The following is a 14,466-nucleotide window of genomic DNA, read 5'->3' on the forward strand; positions in this document are numbered from 1 at the left end:
CGCACGGCGGCCGCCGCCGCGGAGATAGGCTTCCGGGCATGATCCAGAACGATCCCGCCGCCGTGACCGCCGCCGTGACCGCCGCCGTGACCTCCGCCGTGGCCTCGGCCGACCTCGTCGTCCTCGACGCCGCGGCGGTGGCCGAGCGGGCCGGGGCGGCCGGGGAGCCCGCCGCCGGGGAGTTCGCCGCCGCGGCGCACCGGATCCTGGCCGAGCTGGTGGCGGCGGGCGCCGCGCTGGGGTGGCTGGAGCCGCCCTCGGCCGAGGAGGTCGCGGCCCTGGTCGAGCAGGTGCTGGCCCGCTCGCGGGCCGGGGACGGCGCGCTGCGGGCGGCGTACCTGGACGGGCGGCTGGTCGGGTTCGGCTACTGGCTGCGCCACCAGCGCCCGACCCACCGCCCGCACGCGGACCTGGAGAAGCTCGCGGTTTCCGCCGCCGCCCAGGGCCGCGGCATCGGCCGGGCGCTCACCGCGGCGCTGATCGCGGACGCGAGGGCCGCGGGCATCGAGGTGCTCACCCTGGACGCCCGCGGCGACAACGCCGACGCGCTGCACCTCTACTTCTCCCTCGGCTTCACCGAGTACGGGAGGCTGCCGGACTACGTCGCGGTCGGGGAGCGCCGCTACGACAAGGTGTTCGCGATGCTGGACCTGCGCCGCTCCTGACCGCCCGTCAGATCGTCTCCGCGGCGCCGCGGCCGGCCCGCTGGGCGGCGGCCAGCTCCTGGAGGCGCCCGGCGAGACCCGGGTCGAAGGCCTTGAGGTGGGCGAGCTGGCGCCGCCCGGTGCAGCCGCGGGAGAGCTTCACGGTGTCCGAGCCGGTGGAGTAGTGGATCGCCGTGACGCCCTCGCTCAGCGCCACCCGCAGCAGCTCGTAGTAGACGAGGCCGAAGTAGAGCGGGATGCGGCCCTTCAGCTCGTAGTCGAAGCCGGCCTGGCGGGCGTAGAACTCGCCGCCGTGGCCGAAGAAGAGGACGAACCCGGCGAGCCGGCCGTCGACCTCGGCGGTGGTCACCCGGGCGGCGGCGCCGACGTTGGCGGCGATGCTGTGCAGGACGCGCAGGAAGGCGTCCGGGTCGGCGGGGGTGCCGTGCTTGGCGTAGAGGGCCATCTCCAGCGGGGCGATCCGCTCGATCAGCTCGGGGGTGAGCGCACTCGTGCGGTAGCGGACCCCGGCCTCGTCCAGGGCCCGCAGTTCACGCTTGATCTTGTTGCGGCGGCGCTGGTCGAAGCGGCGCAGGTAGCCGTCGAAGCCGCCCTGCGCCGGCACCTCCAGCGAGTACGCGCTCTGGCCGACGAGGGCGGTGTAGCCCTCCTCGGCGAGCACGGTGCGCAGCTCGGTGTCGTCCTCGTCGGTGTACAGGAAGGACACCGACCGCAGACCGTCCCGCCGGGCCCGCTCCTCGGCGGAGCGGACGAGCCGGCGCAGCGCGGTGCGCCGCCGCCCGTCGGTGAGGTCGCCGCGCAGTCCGGCCTTGGTGTGGGAGGGGTTGCGGCCGCCGCAGGCCAGGGCGGGCATCAGCTCGGCGGTCCAGGGCGCGCCGTCGCCGGTGACCTGCCGGTGGATGGTGTCGGTGACCCGCCCGGGGCTGCAGAACACGTACGGGGTGTCCTGTTCCAGGGGGTAGGCGGCGAGCGCGGCGGCCGGGCCGTCCTGGTCGTCGAGGGTGAGGTAGTACGGCTCGGCGCCCGCGGTGGCCTGGGCGTGGCGCAGCCAGGGCGTGGCCGTGTAGAAGCCGCGGGGGCCGAGCAGCGCGTCCCAGCGGGCGGTGTCGACGCCGGCGAGGTCGCGGCTGACGACCAGGCTCTCCTGCGCCGCGGGCGCCTCGCCCGGCGTGCGCGGCTCGGCCGGGCTCATCGCGCCTGCTCCTCGGTGGTGTCCCGGCGGATGACCGGGGTGAGCTGGCCCAGCGCGGCCTCGGCGCGGCGGACGGCGTCCCCGGTGGTGTCGCCGGTGGCGACGACGTAGCCGAGCAGGTCGAGGTTGCTCTCGGCGGGGCGGACCCGCTCGCCGGGGTGGACCTCCAGGTCGACCTCGACCACGCCGGGGACCCGGCGGGCCAGGTCGGTGCCCTCGATGCGCTCCAGGGTGCCGGGCTCGCGGGCGGCGAGGTAGCGGGAGGCGGCGGCGCGCTCGCGGGTGCGGGTGAGGGCCGCGGGCAGGCCGGCGTGCAGCCGGGCGACCTCGCGCTGCAGGTGGATGCCGGTGGCCTCGCGGATCAGCTGGGTGATCTCGGCGCCGGGCATCCGGCCGTTGACCTCGACGATGCGGGGGCCGTCGGCGGTCATCTTGACCTCGACGTGGGCGGCGCCGAAGTCGTGCCCGACGGCTTCGAGCGCGCGCAGGGCGAGGTCGACGCACTCGCGGCGGACGGGCTCGGAGAGCATGGACGGGAAGGTGTCGCCCATCTCGACGAAGTGCGGGTGCGCGCCGAGCGCCTTGTCGGTGACGCCCAGCACCTCGCGCCGCCCGTCGACCAGCACCGACTCCACGCTCACCTCGAAGCCCAGCAGGTACTCCTCGACGAGCGCGCCGGGGCGCCGGGGCTGGCCGCGGAAGTCGGTCGGCACCGAGCTGATGCCCCGGTAGGCGGCCAGGACCTCCTCCGGGGTCCGGCAGAGCGCGACGCCGATGCTGGCCGACTCCGTCATCGGCTTGACCACGCAGGGGTAGCCGAAGCGTTCGGCGGCGGCGAGCGCGTCGTCCTCGTCGGTCGCCTGGTGGAAGCCGGGGACGGCGACGCCGGCCGCCTGGCAGGCGCGGCGCATGAGGAGCTTGTCGCGGCAGGTGCGGGCGGCCTCGGGGGAGAGGCCGGGCAGGCCGAAGCGGGCCGCGAGTTCGGCGACCAGCGGGATGTTGTAGTCGGTCACCGTCATGACCGCGCGCAGCCGTCCGTCGGCCCGGAACGGTTCCAGCGCGTCGGCGAGGGCGTCGAGGGAGTTGGTGTCGGCGACCAGGATCTCGTCGACGTACTTCCCGAACACCTCCTCCGCGCTGCTCACCACCCGGTAGCGGTCGGGGTTGTTGCTCACCAGCACCGTGTGGAAGCCCAGTTCGTGGGCGGCCCGCAGCGGGGTCAGTCCGAAGTTGGACAGCTGGCTCTCGATGACGGCGACGACGTCAGGGGCTGTGCTCATGGGGTGCTTCTCTCCGTGGTCCGGGTCCGTGAATCGTGAGGGCGGCGGGGCGGTCGGGGCGGCGGGGCGGTGCTCAGGTGGCCGGTACGGCGCCGGCGGCGTGCTCCGGGGCGCCGGCGCCGGCGTCGGTGGCCGCCGTGATGGCGCGGCGGGCGGCCAGCGTCACCAGCAGGGCGGCCAGGGTGAGCGCGGCCGGGAGGGCCATGGCGGCCACCGGGCCGAGGCCGTCGGCCAGCACGCCGGCGAGCGCGGAGCCCGCCGCGCCCCCGATCGCGATGAAGCTGCCGACGCCCGCGAACGCCTGGGTCATCTTCTGCTGGGCGGTCATCTCCCCGATGAGCTGGAACTCCTCGGCCCCGGCCGGGGCGATGGGCAGCCCGCTGAGCGCCAGCAGCACGGCCAGCAGCACCAGCACCGGGGTGGCCGGCAGGCCCGCCCGGTAGGCGAGCGCGGCGGCGGGCAGGGTGGCCAGCGCGGCGCTCAGGACGACCAGCAGCCGCAGGTAGCGCCGCAGGGTGGTGCCGCGCGGGGTGCGGGCACCGTAGACCAGGCCGCCGATCACGCTGCCGACCGACTGCAGGGCCACCAGGGTGCCGGCCAGGGCGGCGGCCGATCCCTGGGCGCGCAGCACGGCGGTCACCGCGACGGCGAGGGCGCTGGACAGCGCGGCCGTGAGGGCGATGGCGACCAGGACGGCGGTCGCGGCGGCGCCGCGCCGCGACCGCGCCGCGGCGCCGGCAGCGGTACCCGCGGCACCCGCGGGTACCGGGACCGCCGGGCGGATGCCCCGGACGGCCGGCGCCTGCGCGTAGCCGACGGCGCCCGCGCCCAGCAGCAGCGCGGTGGCCAGCAGCGCGCTGCGGGCGCCGACCAGCGAGGCCAGCAGGGTGACGATCGAGGGCCCGGCGATGAACAGCAGCTCGCTGAAGGTCGATTCGAAGGAGTACGCGAGCCGGCGCAGCCGGGCGTCCTCGGTGAGCCGGCCCCAGAGCGCGCGCACCGAGGCGCCGACCGGGGCGGTGCCCAGTCCGGCGGCGAGCGCCGCGGCGAACAGCAGCCCGATCGGGGCGCGTGCGGCCCACAGCCCGGTGGCGGCCAGCACGGCGGCGACGGCCGGGCCGGTGAGCCGCAGCACCGCCGTCGGGCCCGAACGGTCCATCAGCCGGCCGAGGACGGGCGAGCCCGCGGCGCTGCCCAGCGCGTAGGCGGCCCCCACACCGCCGGCCGCGGCGAGCGAGTGCCCGGCCCCGACGACGGTCAGCAGCAGCGTCAGCGGCACCATGGTGCCGGCCAGGCGCGCGAGCGCGGCGGGGACCGCCGCCGCGCTCGCGCCGGGAAGCCTGAGCAGCTCCGCGTACGCCCTGATCACCGCACCGGTCCGGGGTCCGCGGGGGCCCGGTGCGGGTCGGCCAGCCGGAAGACGTCGGCACCGGTCTCGGCCGCCCAGACCTCGGTCTCCAGCTCCCCGTCCAGGGCCACCACGGCGCCCCGGGTGCGGATGAAGTTGTTGCTCCGGCCGAGCGAGTAGGCGCCGGTGTCGTGCAGGCAGACCAGGTCGCCGGGGGCGAGGTCGGCCGGCAGCTCCACCGCCTGGTCGTGGATGTCGTTCTCGAAGCAGAGCGGTCCGGCCACCGACCAGGTGGCGGTCCGCTCCGTGAACTCCCGCCCGATCGGGACGATCCGGTGGACCTCGCCGCTGCCCGCCCACGGCGCCATGTTGTGGCCGGCGTCCAGGATCAGCCAGCGGGCGTCGGGGAGTTCCTTGCGCGAGGCGACGGAGGTGACGAGCGCCATCGGCTCGGAGACCAGCCAGCGGCCCGGCTCGCAGGCCAGGGCGACGCCGTCCAGCCCGAGGCCGGCCATCCGCTTGTCCACCTCGGACAGCAGCTCGGCGACGTCCAGCCGGGGCTCCTCGTCGACCGGCGCGGGCCCGCCCTGCAGGCCCCACAGCGCCGTCAGCGGCCCGGACCTCGGCCGCCGGATGCCGGGCACGCCGAAGCCGCCGCCGATGTTGACCTCGCTCAGCCCGAACCGGACGTGCAGGCGCGCGGCCTCGGCCAGCACCACGTCCAGCGCCGCCAGCAGCAGCTCCCGGTGCACGATCTGGCTGCTGAGGTGGGCGTGCACCGCGGTGAGCCGCAGGTGCGGCGCGTCGGCGATCAGCTCGACCATCCGGTCGAGCTGCGGCGAGCCGGCCGGCCAGCCGAACCGGTTGCGCCGCGCGGCCCGCTCGGCCTGCGCCCGGTAGGACGGGTCGACCGAGGTGGACAGCGGCAGCCCGGGGGAGATCCGGATGCCGACCTCCACGGTGCGCCCCGCCCGGGCGGCGAGCCGCTCCAGGACCTCGACCTCCTGCTCCCCGTCGAGGTTGACCCGCACGCCGTGCTCGAAGGCGGCGGCGAGTTCGGCCTCGGTCTTGACCGGGCCGTTGAAGACCGTGTCGGCCGGGGCGAACCCGGCCTCCAGCGCGGCCGCCAGCTCGTAGCCGGAGACGACGTCGGCGCCGAGCCCCCGGGCGGCCAGGCGACGGCACAGGTAGGGCAGGTAGTTGGTCTTCACCGAGTAGTAGACCCGGGTCGGCCGGCCGAGGCCGTCCAGGGCGTCGAGCAGCTCGTCCACCGCCCGGTCCAGCCGGGTGGCGTCGAGCACCTGCAGGGGGGTGCCGTGGCGGGCGGCGAGCCCGGCCAGCCGGGCGTAGTCCCAGTCCGGGGCGGCCTCGCGGCCCGGCGCGGTGTCGGTGTCCGCGCCGCCGGGTATGTCGCGGCCCGGTATGTCGAGGCCGGTCACCGCGCCCCCTGCCCGCCGGCGGCGTGCGGGGAGACCCCGGTGATCAGCCGGAACCCGGCGTCGAGGGTGTCGCGCTCCAGCAGGTCGGCGTAGGTGCGGTGCCAGTGCCCCGACTCCAGGTCGGCCCTGAGCCGTTCGACCCCTCGGCTGACCGCCTCCGCGTCGGTCAGCGCGAAGGCCGAGCAGGCCCGTCGGACGTTCGGGTCGAGGTAGGCCTCGGGGCGGCGCCAGAAGGCCGTCATGAAGCCGTCCGTGAAGTCGTGCCGCAGCGGCAGCTCGCGCACCTCGCACGGCCCGAGCAGCTCGGTGAGCCGTTGGACGGACGGCACCCGCGAGCGCTCGGCCGTCGCGATCTCCGGCACGTAGTCCCGGGTGAACCAGTACTCGCCCTGGACGTCCATGTCGTAGGTCAGCACGGTGAACCGGGAGGCCACCCGCCGGAGTTCGGCGATGCCGGCCTCCAGGTCCGTCCAGTGGTGGACGGTGAGCACGGCGAGGGCCGCGTCGAAGGTCCCGTCGTCGAACGGCAGGCTCTCGGCCCGCCCGGCCAGACAGGGCGCGGCGCCGGCGGGCCGCTGGGCCCGCATCTCGGCGGACGGCTCGACGGCGACGACGCTCAGGTCGGTGGGCTCGTAGGCGCCCGAGCCGGCGCCGACGTTGATCACGGTGCGGGCGTCGCCGAGCGACTCGCGGATGATCGCGGCCCATTCGGGGTCGGGGCGGCGGACGGCGCTGTAGCCGATGCCGATCCGGTCGTAGACCGCGGCGCTCGCGCCGGTCCCGGGGGTGAGGACTTCTTCCAGTACGGGGTGTGCCATCCGTCAGGCCTCCATGCTCGCGAGGACCTCGGCCTCGTACTCCTCGCCGTACCGGCGGTTCTCCCAGGGGTTCACCGCGACCAGCCAGACGTCCCGGTGGCCGCCCTCCTCGGTGAGGTGCTCGATGTCGGTGACGTGGTGGAACATGGTCCGGTCGTCGAAGACGATGGCCTGCCCGTCCTGCAGGGTGGTGCGGAAGAACGGCTCGCCGCCGCCGAGCGGCATCAGCTGGGTCTCGCCGCCGGAGATGTTGTGACGGCGCGTCACGGCGACGAAGCCGAAGTGGTGCCCGTCGCGGTGCGGGCCCTCGGGCGCCGCGACGCCTTCGACCTCGGGGGTGGAGACCACCCGGCACTGGTGGACGTTGAGCTGCCACCTGGTGCCCTTGTCCAGGCCCAGCGCCTCCGCCCCGGCGGCGATCAGCGGGGTCGGGTCGACGGTGAGCGGCTCCAGGGTGCGCAGCCGGCCGCCCACCAGGTCGTTGTACTGGCGGGGCTGGGCGAAGTGACGGTGCGGCAGCAGTTCCAGCCGCCACTCACCGTCATGGGTGAGGCTGAACTGGGAGAAGCGCCGGAAGCGCTGACGGGAGCCGGTGTACGGGTCGAGGGGAAGGTTCTCGAACTGGGACAGCGTGTACTCGTCGAGCGGGGGTGTGTCGATGACGGCGAAGCCTTGCGCATTCAGAACCATGAAGCCTCCCAGGAGGGTCTGGCCACAGGTGGGGACACCCGCGGCCGTTCTGACGGTCGATCCGCTTGGCGTCGAAGGTACGAGAAGATGATCATCAGCGGAACCCACGGATGTGGCGCGGAGTTCATTGACGGTTCACCATCACGTCATATTGACAAGACCGCGTCATGATGGCAAGGGGTAGCCCGGGCACGACGGGACGCCGCCGGGCCGTGGTGGCGGCGCGGGTCGGCCGGTGGTGACGCTGCGTCACGCGTTCCGGCCCGGCCGCGCGGGCCGGGCGGGCGGGCCGGGCGAGCGGCCTATTCGGCCCCGGTGGAGTCCCCGGCGGCGTCCTCGACGTACCGCTTGAAGCGGCGCAGGTCGCCGCGCACCTGGACGCCGAGCACGCCCAGCCTGTCGGCGGCCCGCTCGGCCAGGCCGGTGGGCCGGAACACCATGGTCATCGTCACCCGGGTCCGGCCCGGGCCGAGCGGCTCGAAGTCGACCGTGCCGGTGTGCTTCACGCTCTCGCCGGTGGTGCGCCAGGCGACCCGCTCGTCGGGCACCCGCTCGACGACCTCGGTCTCGAACTCGCGGGACAGCCCGGCGATCCTGGTCCGCCAGTGGGCCCGGCGGTCGTCCAGCTGCCGTACCTCCTCCACCCCGTCCATGAACCGCGGGAACTCCTCGAAGGTCGCCCACCGCTCGTAGACGGCGCGGACGGGCACGTCCACGTCGATCGACTCCACCACCGTGCTCATCGCCGCACCTCTCCACGTCGCCGGCGCTCCCGCCAATCTGCGCCGTCCGCCGGGCGGCGGCAACTCCGGGAACGCCGCGCGAACGCGAACGAGGTCCGGCACCCGAGCGGGTGCCGGACCTCGTCCGACGGTGGAGCGCCAGGCCCGGGTCGCACGGACTCTCCCTACTGAAAGTAGGGCGTGCTCTGGTAGCACCGCTGACGCCTGGCGAGGGGTCATCTCCCTCGCGACGACAGGAATACTAGCAGGTCACAGGCGCTCGTCCGGCCGCTCGTCGAACGCGAGGCGGGCGCGCTCGACGGCGGGCAGCTGCCGGTCGGCCCAGGCCAGCAGGACCTCGACGGGAGCCCGCAGGGTCTTGCCGAGCGCGGTCATCCGGTAGGTGACCGCCACCGGGCGGGTGGCGGTCACCTCGCGCTCGATCACGCCGTTGCGCTCCAGCCGGCGCAGGGTCGCGGTCAGGGACTTCTGGGTGACCGCGGGGATCGCCCGGCGCAACTCGTTGAAGCGGCAGGGGCCTTCGCAGAGCTGCTCCAGGACGCTGACGGACCACTTGTCGAGCACCTGGTCGAGCAGTTCGCGGTGCGGGGCGGTGATGCGCAGCTCCTCCGCGCCGGTCGCGCCGGTCGCTCCGATCGCGGCGTCCGCGGCGGCGGGGGTGGCGGGGGTATCCATGGCGAAACCTGGTCTCGTTGAAGTGCCTTCCGGATCCCAAGTATCTTCCGGATACCTGGACGGGACGTCAACGGACGGGCCCGTCAACCCCCCTTCCACGAACAGGAGATGCCTCATGGCTGTACGGCAGTTCACCCCGCCGGGCATGCCGGCGCCCACTCCGTACCACCACGTCGCCGTGGGGACCGGCACCCGGCACGTCCACGTCAGCGGACAGGTCGCCCGCCGGCCCGACGGGTCGCCGGTGGCCCCCGGGGACCTCGCCGGGCAGGTCGCCCAGGCCCTGCGGAACACCGCCGTCGGGCTGACCGCGGCGGGTGCCTCGTTCGCCGACGTGCTGCGGCTGACTTTCTACGTGACCCGGTGGAGCCCCGAGCGGATCGGGGAGCTGATGGCCGGGGTGGAGGCCGTCGGGCCGGAGATCGGCCTGTCCCTGCCGATGCCCCCGGCTTCCCTCATCGGCGTCGAGCAGCTCTTCGAGCCGGACGTCCTGATCGAGGTCGAGGCGACCGCGCTGCTCGACTGAGCCGCCACCCGGGGGAGGGCCGGAACCCGGGGGACCGCCGCCCCCCGGGAGGGCCGCCGGTCGTCAGCTGTCGCCGAGGCCGCGGTCGGGTGCGCTCATGTCGCCCGTCCGGGGCGTGCCGTCGGCGAGCCCGTAGCGCAGGAACACGGTGCCCTGGGTGCCGACGGCCGGGGGCTGGAGGAGCGTGAGGTTGGTGGGCACCGTGCCGTCGCCGAACACCTTCTTCCCGACGCCGAGCATGATCGGGTGCACCCAGAGGTCGACGCGGTCGAAGAGCTTCTCCCGCAGCAGGCTCTGCACCAGGTCCAGGCTCCCGACCACCTTCACGTGCTCGTGCCGGTCGCGGACCTCCCGCACCGCGGCGGCCAGGTCCGGGCCGAGCTGCACGGACCCGGCCCAGGGGAGCTCCGGCTTGCCCCGGGAGGCCACGTACTTGGGGACGCGGTTGAAGAGCTCGGCGATCTCGCCCTCCTTCTGCTGCGGCCAGTAGGCGGCGAAGATGTCGTACGTCCGCCGGCCGAGCAGCAGGGCGTCCGTGCCCTCGTACGCGGCGAGGATCTGCGCCCCGGTGGCCTCGTCGAGCAGCGGCGCCTGCCAGCCGCCGAACGGGAACCCGACCGGGTCCTCGTCCGGACCGCCGGGCGCCTGCCCGACGAGGTCGAGGGTCGCGAACAGCTCGATGTCGATGTGGCCCATGACGTACTCCCGATGAGTCGGTGATCCCGGTCGAGATGTAGACCTGCCGGGGCCCGAAAACTCATCGCCGCGCGGCACTCCGGCTCACGATAGGGCACCGGGCCCCGCCCGGCCCGGCCGTCCGGAGCGCGTCGCGCGGTCCGAGCGGCGGGGGTCCGCCGGGGCCGGGGGCAAGACGCCGCGCCGTACGGTTCGTCCACGCCGCGTTGTCCCGGCCGGCACGCGACGGCCCCCGCCCGGCCCGCCTACCTTCGCCGCAATCCGCGATCCGCACCACGCACCACCGGCGCGATCGGCACCACGCACCACCGGCGCGATCCGCGCCACCGGCACCGGCGACCTCAGGGAGCGACGCACGTGAACTGGCTGATCCACGACTACCGGGAGGACGACCTGGCCCCCGTCGTCCACCTCATCGACAGCACCGCCGGGCTCGGGCAGGAATCCGTGTTCTCGCTCGCCGAGTGCATCGCCGCGCTCACCGCGCGCCAGCCCGCCGTCGTCGCGGTCCACCGGGGAACGCCGATCGGGGCCGCACTCGCCCAGGTCGCCGGGGCGGGCGAGCGGGCCTGGGTGATGCGGGTGGCGATCGCCCCGGCCTGGCGCGGACGGGGCCTGGCCAGCGCGCTCCTGCGGGAACTGGAGCGGCGCCTGGTCGAGGCCCGGGTGCGGCGGATCGCCTACGTGCTGCCCGAGGAGGAACTGCTCGGCGAGGGGCTGCACAACGCCGGCTACGAACGGCGGCCCGCCGCCGCGTACTTCGAGAAGACCGAGCCCGCTGCCGGCTCCGCGCCCGGCACCCTCGACGAGCTCGGCGGGCGGCTGCTGAGCGGAGGCCTGTGGGACGAGGTGGCCGGGATGACCGCCGAGAAGGAACTGATCGAGCGCCGGATCGTCCTGCCGCTCGCCGAGCCCGAACGCGCCGCCCGCCACGGGGTCCGCCCGCCGCGCGCGATCACCCTGTTCGGCCCGCCCGGCACCGGCAAGACCACCTTCGCCCGGGCCATCGCCTCCCGCCTGGGCTGGCCGTTCGTCGAACTGCTGCCCTCCCGCCTCGCCGACGAGGGCAACCTCGCCGCAGCCCTGCGCAGCGCGTTCGCGCGGATCGGCGAACTGGAACGGGTGCTGGTCTTCATCGACGAGGTGGAGGAGATCGCCCCCGTACGCGGCGAGGCCGGCCAGACCGGCGCGATGCACGGGGTGACCAACGAACTGCTCAAACTGATCCCCGGCTTCCGCGAACGCGACGGACGGCTGCTGGTCTGCGCCACCAACTCCGTGCGCTCCCTCGACCCCGCCTTCCTGCGCACCGGCCGCTTCGACTACGTCATCCCGATCGGCCCGCCCGACGCGGACGCCCGCACCGCGATCTGGTCGCGCTACGCGCTCGACACCGACCGCGCCGACGTGGACATCGCCGCCCTGGTCGCCGCGAGCGAGCGCTTCTCACCCGCCGACATCGAGCACGCCGCGCGCCTGGCGGCCCAGACCGCCTTCGAACGCGACGACGCCGTCCCCGGAGCGACCACCGCCGACCACCTCGCCGCGATCGGCGCGAGCCGCCCGACGGTGACGGCCGCCATGGTCGAGGCCTTCCGCGCCGACATCGGGGCCCACGCCCGGCTGTGACCCCGGGCAGGACGACACGTCACCCCGTACGCCTGGCGGAATCTTGGCGGCCCCAGGCGTTCACGCCACTCGTCCAGCGGGGCCGGTGAGCAGAGGATGGAACCACGGCCGGCCGGGGAAACCCGGCCCGCCGGCTCACCGGACCCGCCCCGACCAGCCAGAACACGAGGTACCGCGATGCCCGCCACCGCCACCGCCAGCGCCGTCCTGAGCGTGCCCGCCGCCACCCCGGCCGAGGCCGCCGCCCACTACGCCGCCCGGCTCGCCTTCGAGGCGGACGTCTCCGACGTCCACACCGACCTGGCCTCCGGCGCACCCGGCATCGTGGTGGTCGACACCCGCAGCCGGGCCGCCTGGGACCAGGGCCACATCCCCGGCGCCCTCCACCTCCCCACCGCGCGGATCGCCGACCTGGCACCGCAGCTCATCGACCCGGCCCGCACGGTGGTCACCTACTGCTGGGGCCCCGGCTGCAACGGCGCGACCCGCGCGGCCCTGGCCTTCGCCCGCCTCGGCTACCAGGTCAAGGAGATGCTCGGCGGCTTCGAGTACTGGGCCCGCGAGGGCTTCGCCTACGACACCGCCGCCGGCCCCGACCAGCGCCCCGTCGACGACCTCACCGCCCCCCGCTCAGGCATCTCCTGCGCCTGCTGACCGCACCGCCGGGGACCGGGGCCCGAGCTCCGGTGCCGTGGGGCTCAGCGGTTCTCGCGGCGCAGCTCCTGGTGGAGGACGGCCTGGCCGGCCAGGAGGCTCTCCAGGAACTGGCCGTGGCGGGCGAGCGTGCTGCTCTGGGTCTCCAGGGTCCGGGCGTGGGCCCGCAGCACCCGGGTCTGCTCGGCCTGGTCGGAGACCATGACGCCGAGGGCGTCCGCGAGGTCGGTCATCGTCCCGCGCGGCTCGGCCCGGGGCGCGGGGACGGGGTCGGGGTCGGGCAGCCGGGGGTGGTCGTTCACGGGGGAGACGTCGGCGGAGGGGGCCGTCGTACCGGTGCCGTCGCGACCGGCCGGTGTCGCCGGTGCCGCCGGTGCGCGCCGCGTCCTGACGGGCCGCGCCTTCACATGCGTCGCCTTCTCGCGCGTCGTCGCGGACTGCTCGCGCAGTCGGCCGACCTCCGCCTCCAGGGCCTCCACCCGCGCCCGCAGCTCGTCCAGCTCGCCCATCGTCTCCACTGCCCAGAACCCTCCCCGGCCGCCGTGCACGCCCATTGACGTGCGGGTTTCAGCCTAACCGGGGTTCAGCTCCCGGCCCGCGCGCCCCGATCAGGAGGGGCCGCCGGCCCAGTCCCCGCGCGGCCGCAGCCCCGCGAGGATCCGCCCGGCCTCGTCACGGACACCGGCGTCCTCATCGCCCGTCAGCCGGTGGAGCCGCCCGATCAGCCGCCGGCGGGCGCACGACCGCGCTCGGCCGTTCCCAGGAAACTCCCGGAAACGGCGCAACCGAACGGCAGTTCCCAGCTGTCCCACAGGAGACCCGGGTACACGGGCCCGAACGGCACAGAAAACCAGGCACGCACGCGATGAAACTGACCGGCACCCCCTTCTTCGTCCTCACCGTCGTCCTGTTCGCGGCCTCCTTGGCGCTGGCGATGGCGCAATGGCTGGGCAGAGGGGCCCTGTTCGAGCCGGCCCGCACCGCGCAGGGGCGGCGCACCCCGCTGCGCGCCCTCTCGTACCTCGGCACCGTGCTGCTCTGTCAGTTCACCGCGGTGGCGCTGGTCTTCGTGATCGTCAACAACGAGAACCAGCTCTACGACAGCTGGGGCGACCTGCTGGGCAACTCCAGCCACGTCCGGTCCGTGCCCGTCCCCCCGAAGGACGAGGGCCTGGCCGGCGACCGGTCCGCCGGCCCGTCCGGCAGCCCCGCGCCGAAGGTGCCGCAGGCCTTCCACGCGCCCGACTCGGACGCGGTGCCCAGGAACGTGAAGCAGGCCGACCTCAAGGGCCGGCTCTCCGGAGTCGAAGGCGAGGTGCTGGTCTGGACGCCGCCGCAGTACGACGACCCGGCCTACAAGGACAAGACCTTCCCGGTGGTCGAACTGCTCGTCGGGTTCCCCGGATCCTCCAGCGCCTGGTTCGGCGACGCCATGGAAGCGACCAAGCAGCTCGAACCGCGGATGAAGTCCGGCCAGGTCACGCCGTTCATCCTGGTCGCCCCGCGGGTCACCATTTTCGGCAACACCGACACCGGCTGCGCCGACGTCCCGGGCAAGGTGAACGCCGACACCTGGCTCTCCCGGGACGTCCCGCAGATGATCGTCGACAACTTCCGGGCCGACACCACCGCGGACCGCTGGGCCCTGTCCGGCTACTCGGCCGGCGCCCACTGCGCCCTGCGCCTCGCGCTCTCCCACCCCAACCGCTACCGCGCCGCGATCAGCATGTCCGGCTACAACGACCCGGCCGGCGAACCGAGTTCACTGACCGGCAAGGACCCGAAGCTGCGCGACAGCGCGAACCCGCTGCACATCCTCACGCACGCCGCGACCCCGCCGAACGTCGCGCTCTACGTGACCGGCAAGCGCGGCGACGGACTGGAGGACGCCACCGCCCTGCAGCAGGCGGCGAAGAGCCCGACCACCGTCACCCCCTTCGAGACCACCGGCGCGCACCTGACCTCCACCTGGAAGCCCCTGGTCGTCCCGACCTTCACCTGGCTGAGCGGCATCATCCCGCCCCGCTGAGCCCCCGATCGCTCGTCCGCCCGCCGGCCCGGGGCGTCACCCTCTCCCCGGCGCCGGCCGGCGCGTCGACCCGCGCGAGGCG

At 74.8% G+C, this 14,466-nt stretch carries 15 protein-coding genes; 5 read left to right on the forward strand and 10 right to left on the reverse strand.

The window, feature by feature from the left end:
- The first annotated feature begins 38 nt into the window (after positions 1-38).
- Positions 39-665 (forward strand): GNAT family N-acetyltransferase, encoded by a 627-nt coding sequence (locus ACIRD3_RS12300; protein ID WP_402214558.1) that lies wholly within the window; start codon positions 39-41, stop codon positions 663-665.
- 7 nt (positions 666-672) lie between these two features.
- Here ACIRD3_RS12300 and ACIRD3_RS12305 read toward each other — a convergent pair whose 3' ends face one another.
- From ACIRD3_RS12305 to ACIRD3_RS12340, 8 genes are all read right to left on the reverse strand, one after another.
- Complete coding sequence (locus ACIRD3_RS12305) at positions 673-1,857, reverse strand: GNAT family N-acetyltransferase (RefSeq protein WP_402214559.1); 1,185 nt, start codon at positions 1,855-1,857, stop codon at positions 673-675.
- A complete protein-coding gene (locus ACIRD3_RS12310; protein WP_402214561.1) occupies positions 1,854-3,137 on the reverse strand; it encodes an ATP-grasp domain-containing protein in 1,284 nt (427 codons plus the stop codon). The genes ACIRD3_RS12305 and ACIRD3_RS12310 overlap by 4 nt, the downstream gene beginning before the upstream one ends.
- A 73-nt stretch (positions 3,138-3,210) precedes the next feature.
- Complete coding sequence (locus tag ACIRD3_RS12315) at positions 3,211-4,506, reverse strand: MFS transporter (protein ID WP_402214562.1); 1,296 nt, start codon at positions 4,504-4,506, stop codon at positions 3,211-3,213.
- Positions 4,503-5,924 (reverse strand): diaminopimelate decarboxylase family protein, encoded by a 1,422-nt coding sequence (locus ACIRD3_RS12320; RefSeq protein ID WP_402214564.1) that lies wholly within the window; start codon positions 5,922-5,924, stop codon positions 4,503-4,505. Before ACIRD3_RS12320 ends, ACIRD3_RS12315 begins: the two co-directional genes overlap by 4 nt.
- Positions 5,921-6,742 (reverse strand): class I SAM-dependent methyltransferase, encoded by an 822-nt coding sequence (locus ACIRD3_RS12325; RefSeq protein WP_402214566.1) that lies wholly within the window; start codon positions 6,740-6,742, stop codon positions 5,921-5,923. Before ACIRD3_RS12325 ends, ACIRD3_RS12320 begins: the two co-directional genes overlap by 4 nt.
- A gap of 3 nt (positions 6,743-6,745) precedes the next feature.
- Positions 6,746-7,432 carry a 2OG-Fe dioxygenase family protein gene (locus tag ACIRD3_RS12330; protein ID WP_402214568.1) on the reverse strand — a complete coding sequence of 229 codons (687 nt, stop codon included), beginning with the start codon at positions 7,430-7,432 and terminating at the stop codon, positions 6,746-6,748.
- Between the two features lie 302 nt (positions 7,433-7,734).
- The gene (locus ACIRD3_RS12335; protein ID WP_402214570.1) at positions 7,735-8,175 is read right to left on the reverse strand and encodes an SRPBCC family protein; all 441 of its coding nucleotides are present in this window, start codon (positions 8,173-8,175) and stop codon (positions 7,735-7,737) included.
- Positions 8,176-8,424: 249 nt separating this feature from the next.
- On the reverse strand, positions 8,425-8,850 hold the full coding sequence (locus ACIRD3_RS12340) for a winged helix-turn-helix transcriptional regulator (protein ID WP_402214572.1): 426 nt from the start codon (positions 8,848-8,850) through the stop codon (positions 8,425-8,427).
- A 115-nt stretch (positions 8,851-8,965) separates the two neighbouring features.
- Between ACIRD3_RS12340 and ACIRD3_RS12345 the strand changes: the two genes are divergently transcribed.
- A complete protein-coding gene (locus ACIRD3_RS12345) occupies positions 8,966-9,376 on the forward strand; it encodes a RidA family protein (RefSeq protein WP_402214574.1) in 411 nt (136 codons plus the stop codon).
- Between the two features lie 63 nt (positions 9,377-9,439).
- Here ACIRD3_RS12345 and ACIRD3_RS12350 read toward each other — a convergent pair whose 3' ends face one another.
- A complete protein-coding gene (locus tag ACIRD3_RS12350) occupies positions 9,440-10,072 on the reverse strand; it encodes a dihydrofolate reductase family protein (RefSeq protein ID WP_402214576.1) in 633 nt (210 codons plus the stop codon).
- Positions 10,073-10,429: 357 nt separating this feature from the next.
- On the opposite strand from ACIRD3_RS12350, the gene ACIRD3_RS12355 reads away from it, so the two are divergent.
- Positions 10,430-11,701 (forward strand): ATP-binding protein, encoded by a 1,272-nt coding sequence (locus ACIRD3_RS12355; protein ID WP_402214578.1) that lies wholly within the window; start codon positions 10,430-10,432, stop codon positions 11,699-11,701.
- 177 nt (positions 11,702-11,878) lie between these two features.
- Positions 11,879-12,355, forward strand: coding sequence for a rhodanese-like domain-containing protein (locus ACIRD3_RS12360; RefSeq protein ID WP_402214579.1), 477 nt, complete (start codon positions 11,879-11,881; stop codon positions 12,353-12,355).
- A gap of 44 nt (positions 12,356-12,399) precedes the next feature.
- On the opposite strand, the gene ACIRD3_RS12365 is transcribed toward ACIRD3_RS12360, so the two are convergent.
- A complete protein-coding gene (locus tag ACIRD3_RS12365) occupies positions 12,400-12,873 on the reverse strand; it encodes a hypothetical protein (protein WP_402214581.1) in 474 nt (157 codons plus the stop codon).
- A gap of 347 nt (positions 12,874-13,220) precedes the next feature.
- Between ACIRD3_RS12365 and ACIRD3_RS12370 the strand changes: the two genes are divergently transcribed.
- Positions 13,221-14,384 (forward strand): alpha/beta hydrolase, encoded by a 1,164-nt coding sequence (locus ACIRD3_RS12370; protein WP_402214583.1) that lies wholly within the window; start codon positions 13,221-13,223, stop codon positions 14,382-14,384.
- Positions 14,385-14,466: the final 82 nt, after the last annotated feature.

Origin of the sequence: Kitasatospora sp. NPDC093550, from assembly GCF_044764985.1 — a bacterium.
GTDB lineage: Bacteria > Actinomycetota > Actinomycetes > Streptomycetales > Streptomycetaceae > Kitasatospora.

What these genes read in the sequence shown, in the direction of transcription:
- ACIRD3_RS12360 (WP_402214579.1), top strand. Translation starts at nt 11,879, where the DNA reads ATGCCCGCCACCGCCACCGCCAGCGCCGTCCTGAGCGTGCCCGCCGCC.
- ACIRD3_RS12350 (WP_402214576.1), bottom strand. Translation starts at nt 10,072, where the DNA reads ATGGGCCACATCGACATCGAGCTGTTCGCGACCCTCGACCTCGTCGGG.
- ACIRD3_RS12335 (WP_402214570.1), bottom strand. Translation starts at nt 8,175, where the DNA reads ATGAGCACGGTGGTGGAGTCGATCGACGTGGACGTGCCCGTCCGCGCC.
- ACIRD3_RS12305 (WP_402214559.1), bottom strand. Translation starts at nt 1,857, where the DNA reads ATGAGCCCGGCCGAGCCGCGCACGCCGGGCGAGGCGCCCGCGGCGCAG.
- ACIRD3_RS12340 (WP_402214572.1), bottom strand. Translation starts at nt 8,850, where the DNA reads ATGGATACCCCCGCCACCCCCGCCGCCGCGGACGCCGCGATCGGAGCG.
- ACIRD3_RS12370 (WP_402214583.1), top strand. Translation starts at nt 13,221, where the DNA reads ATGAAACTGACCGGCACCCCCTTCTTCGTCCTCACCGTCGTCCTGTTC.
- ACIRD3_RS12345 (WP_402214574.1), top strand. Translation starts at nt 8,966, where the DNA reads ATGGCTGTACGGCAGTTCACCCCGCCGGGCATGCCGGCGCCCACTCCG.
- ACIRD3_RS12310 (WP_402214561.1), bottom strand. Translation starts at nt 3,137, where the DNA reads ATGAGCACAGCCCCTGACGTCGTCGCCGTCATCGAGAGCCAGCTGTCC.
- ACIRD3_RS12300 (WP_402214558.1), top strand. Translation starts at nt 39, where the DNA reads ATGATCCAGAACGATCCCGCCGCCGTGACCGCCGCCGTGACCGCCGCC.
- ACIRD3_RS12325 (WP_402214566.1), bottom strand. Translation starts at nt 6,742, where the DNA reads ATGGCACACCCCGTACTGGAAGAAGTCCTCACCCCCGGGACCGGCGCG.
- ACIRD3_RS12330 (WP_402214568.1), bottom strand. Translation starts at nt 7,432, where the DNA reads ATGGTTCTGAATGCGCAAGGCTTCGCCGTCATCGACACACCCCCGCTC.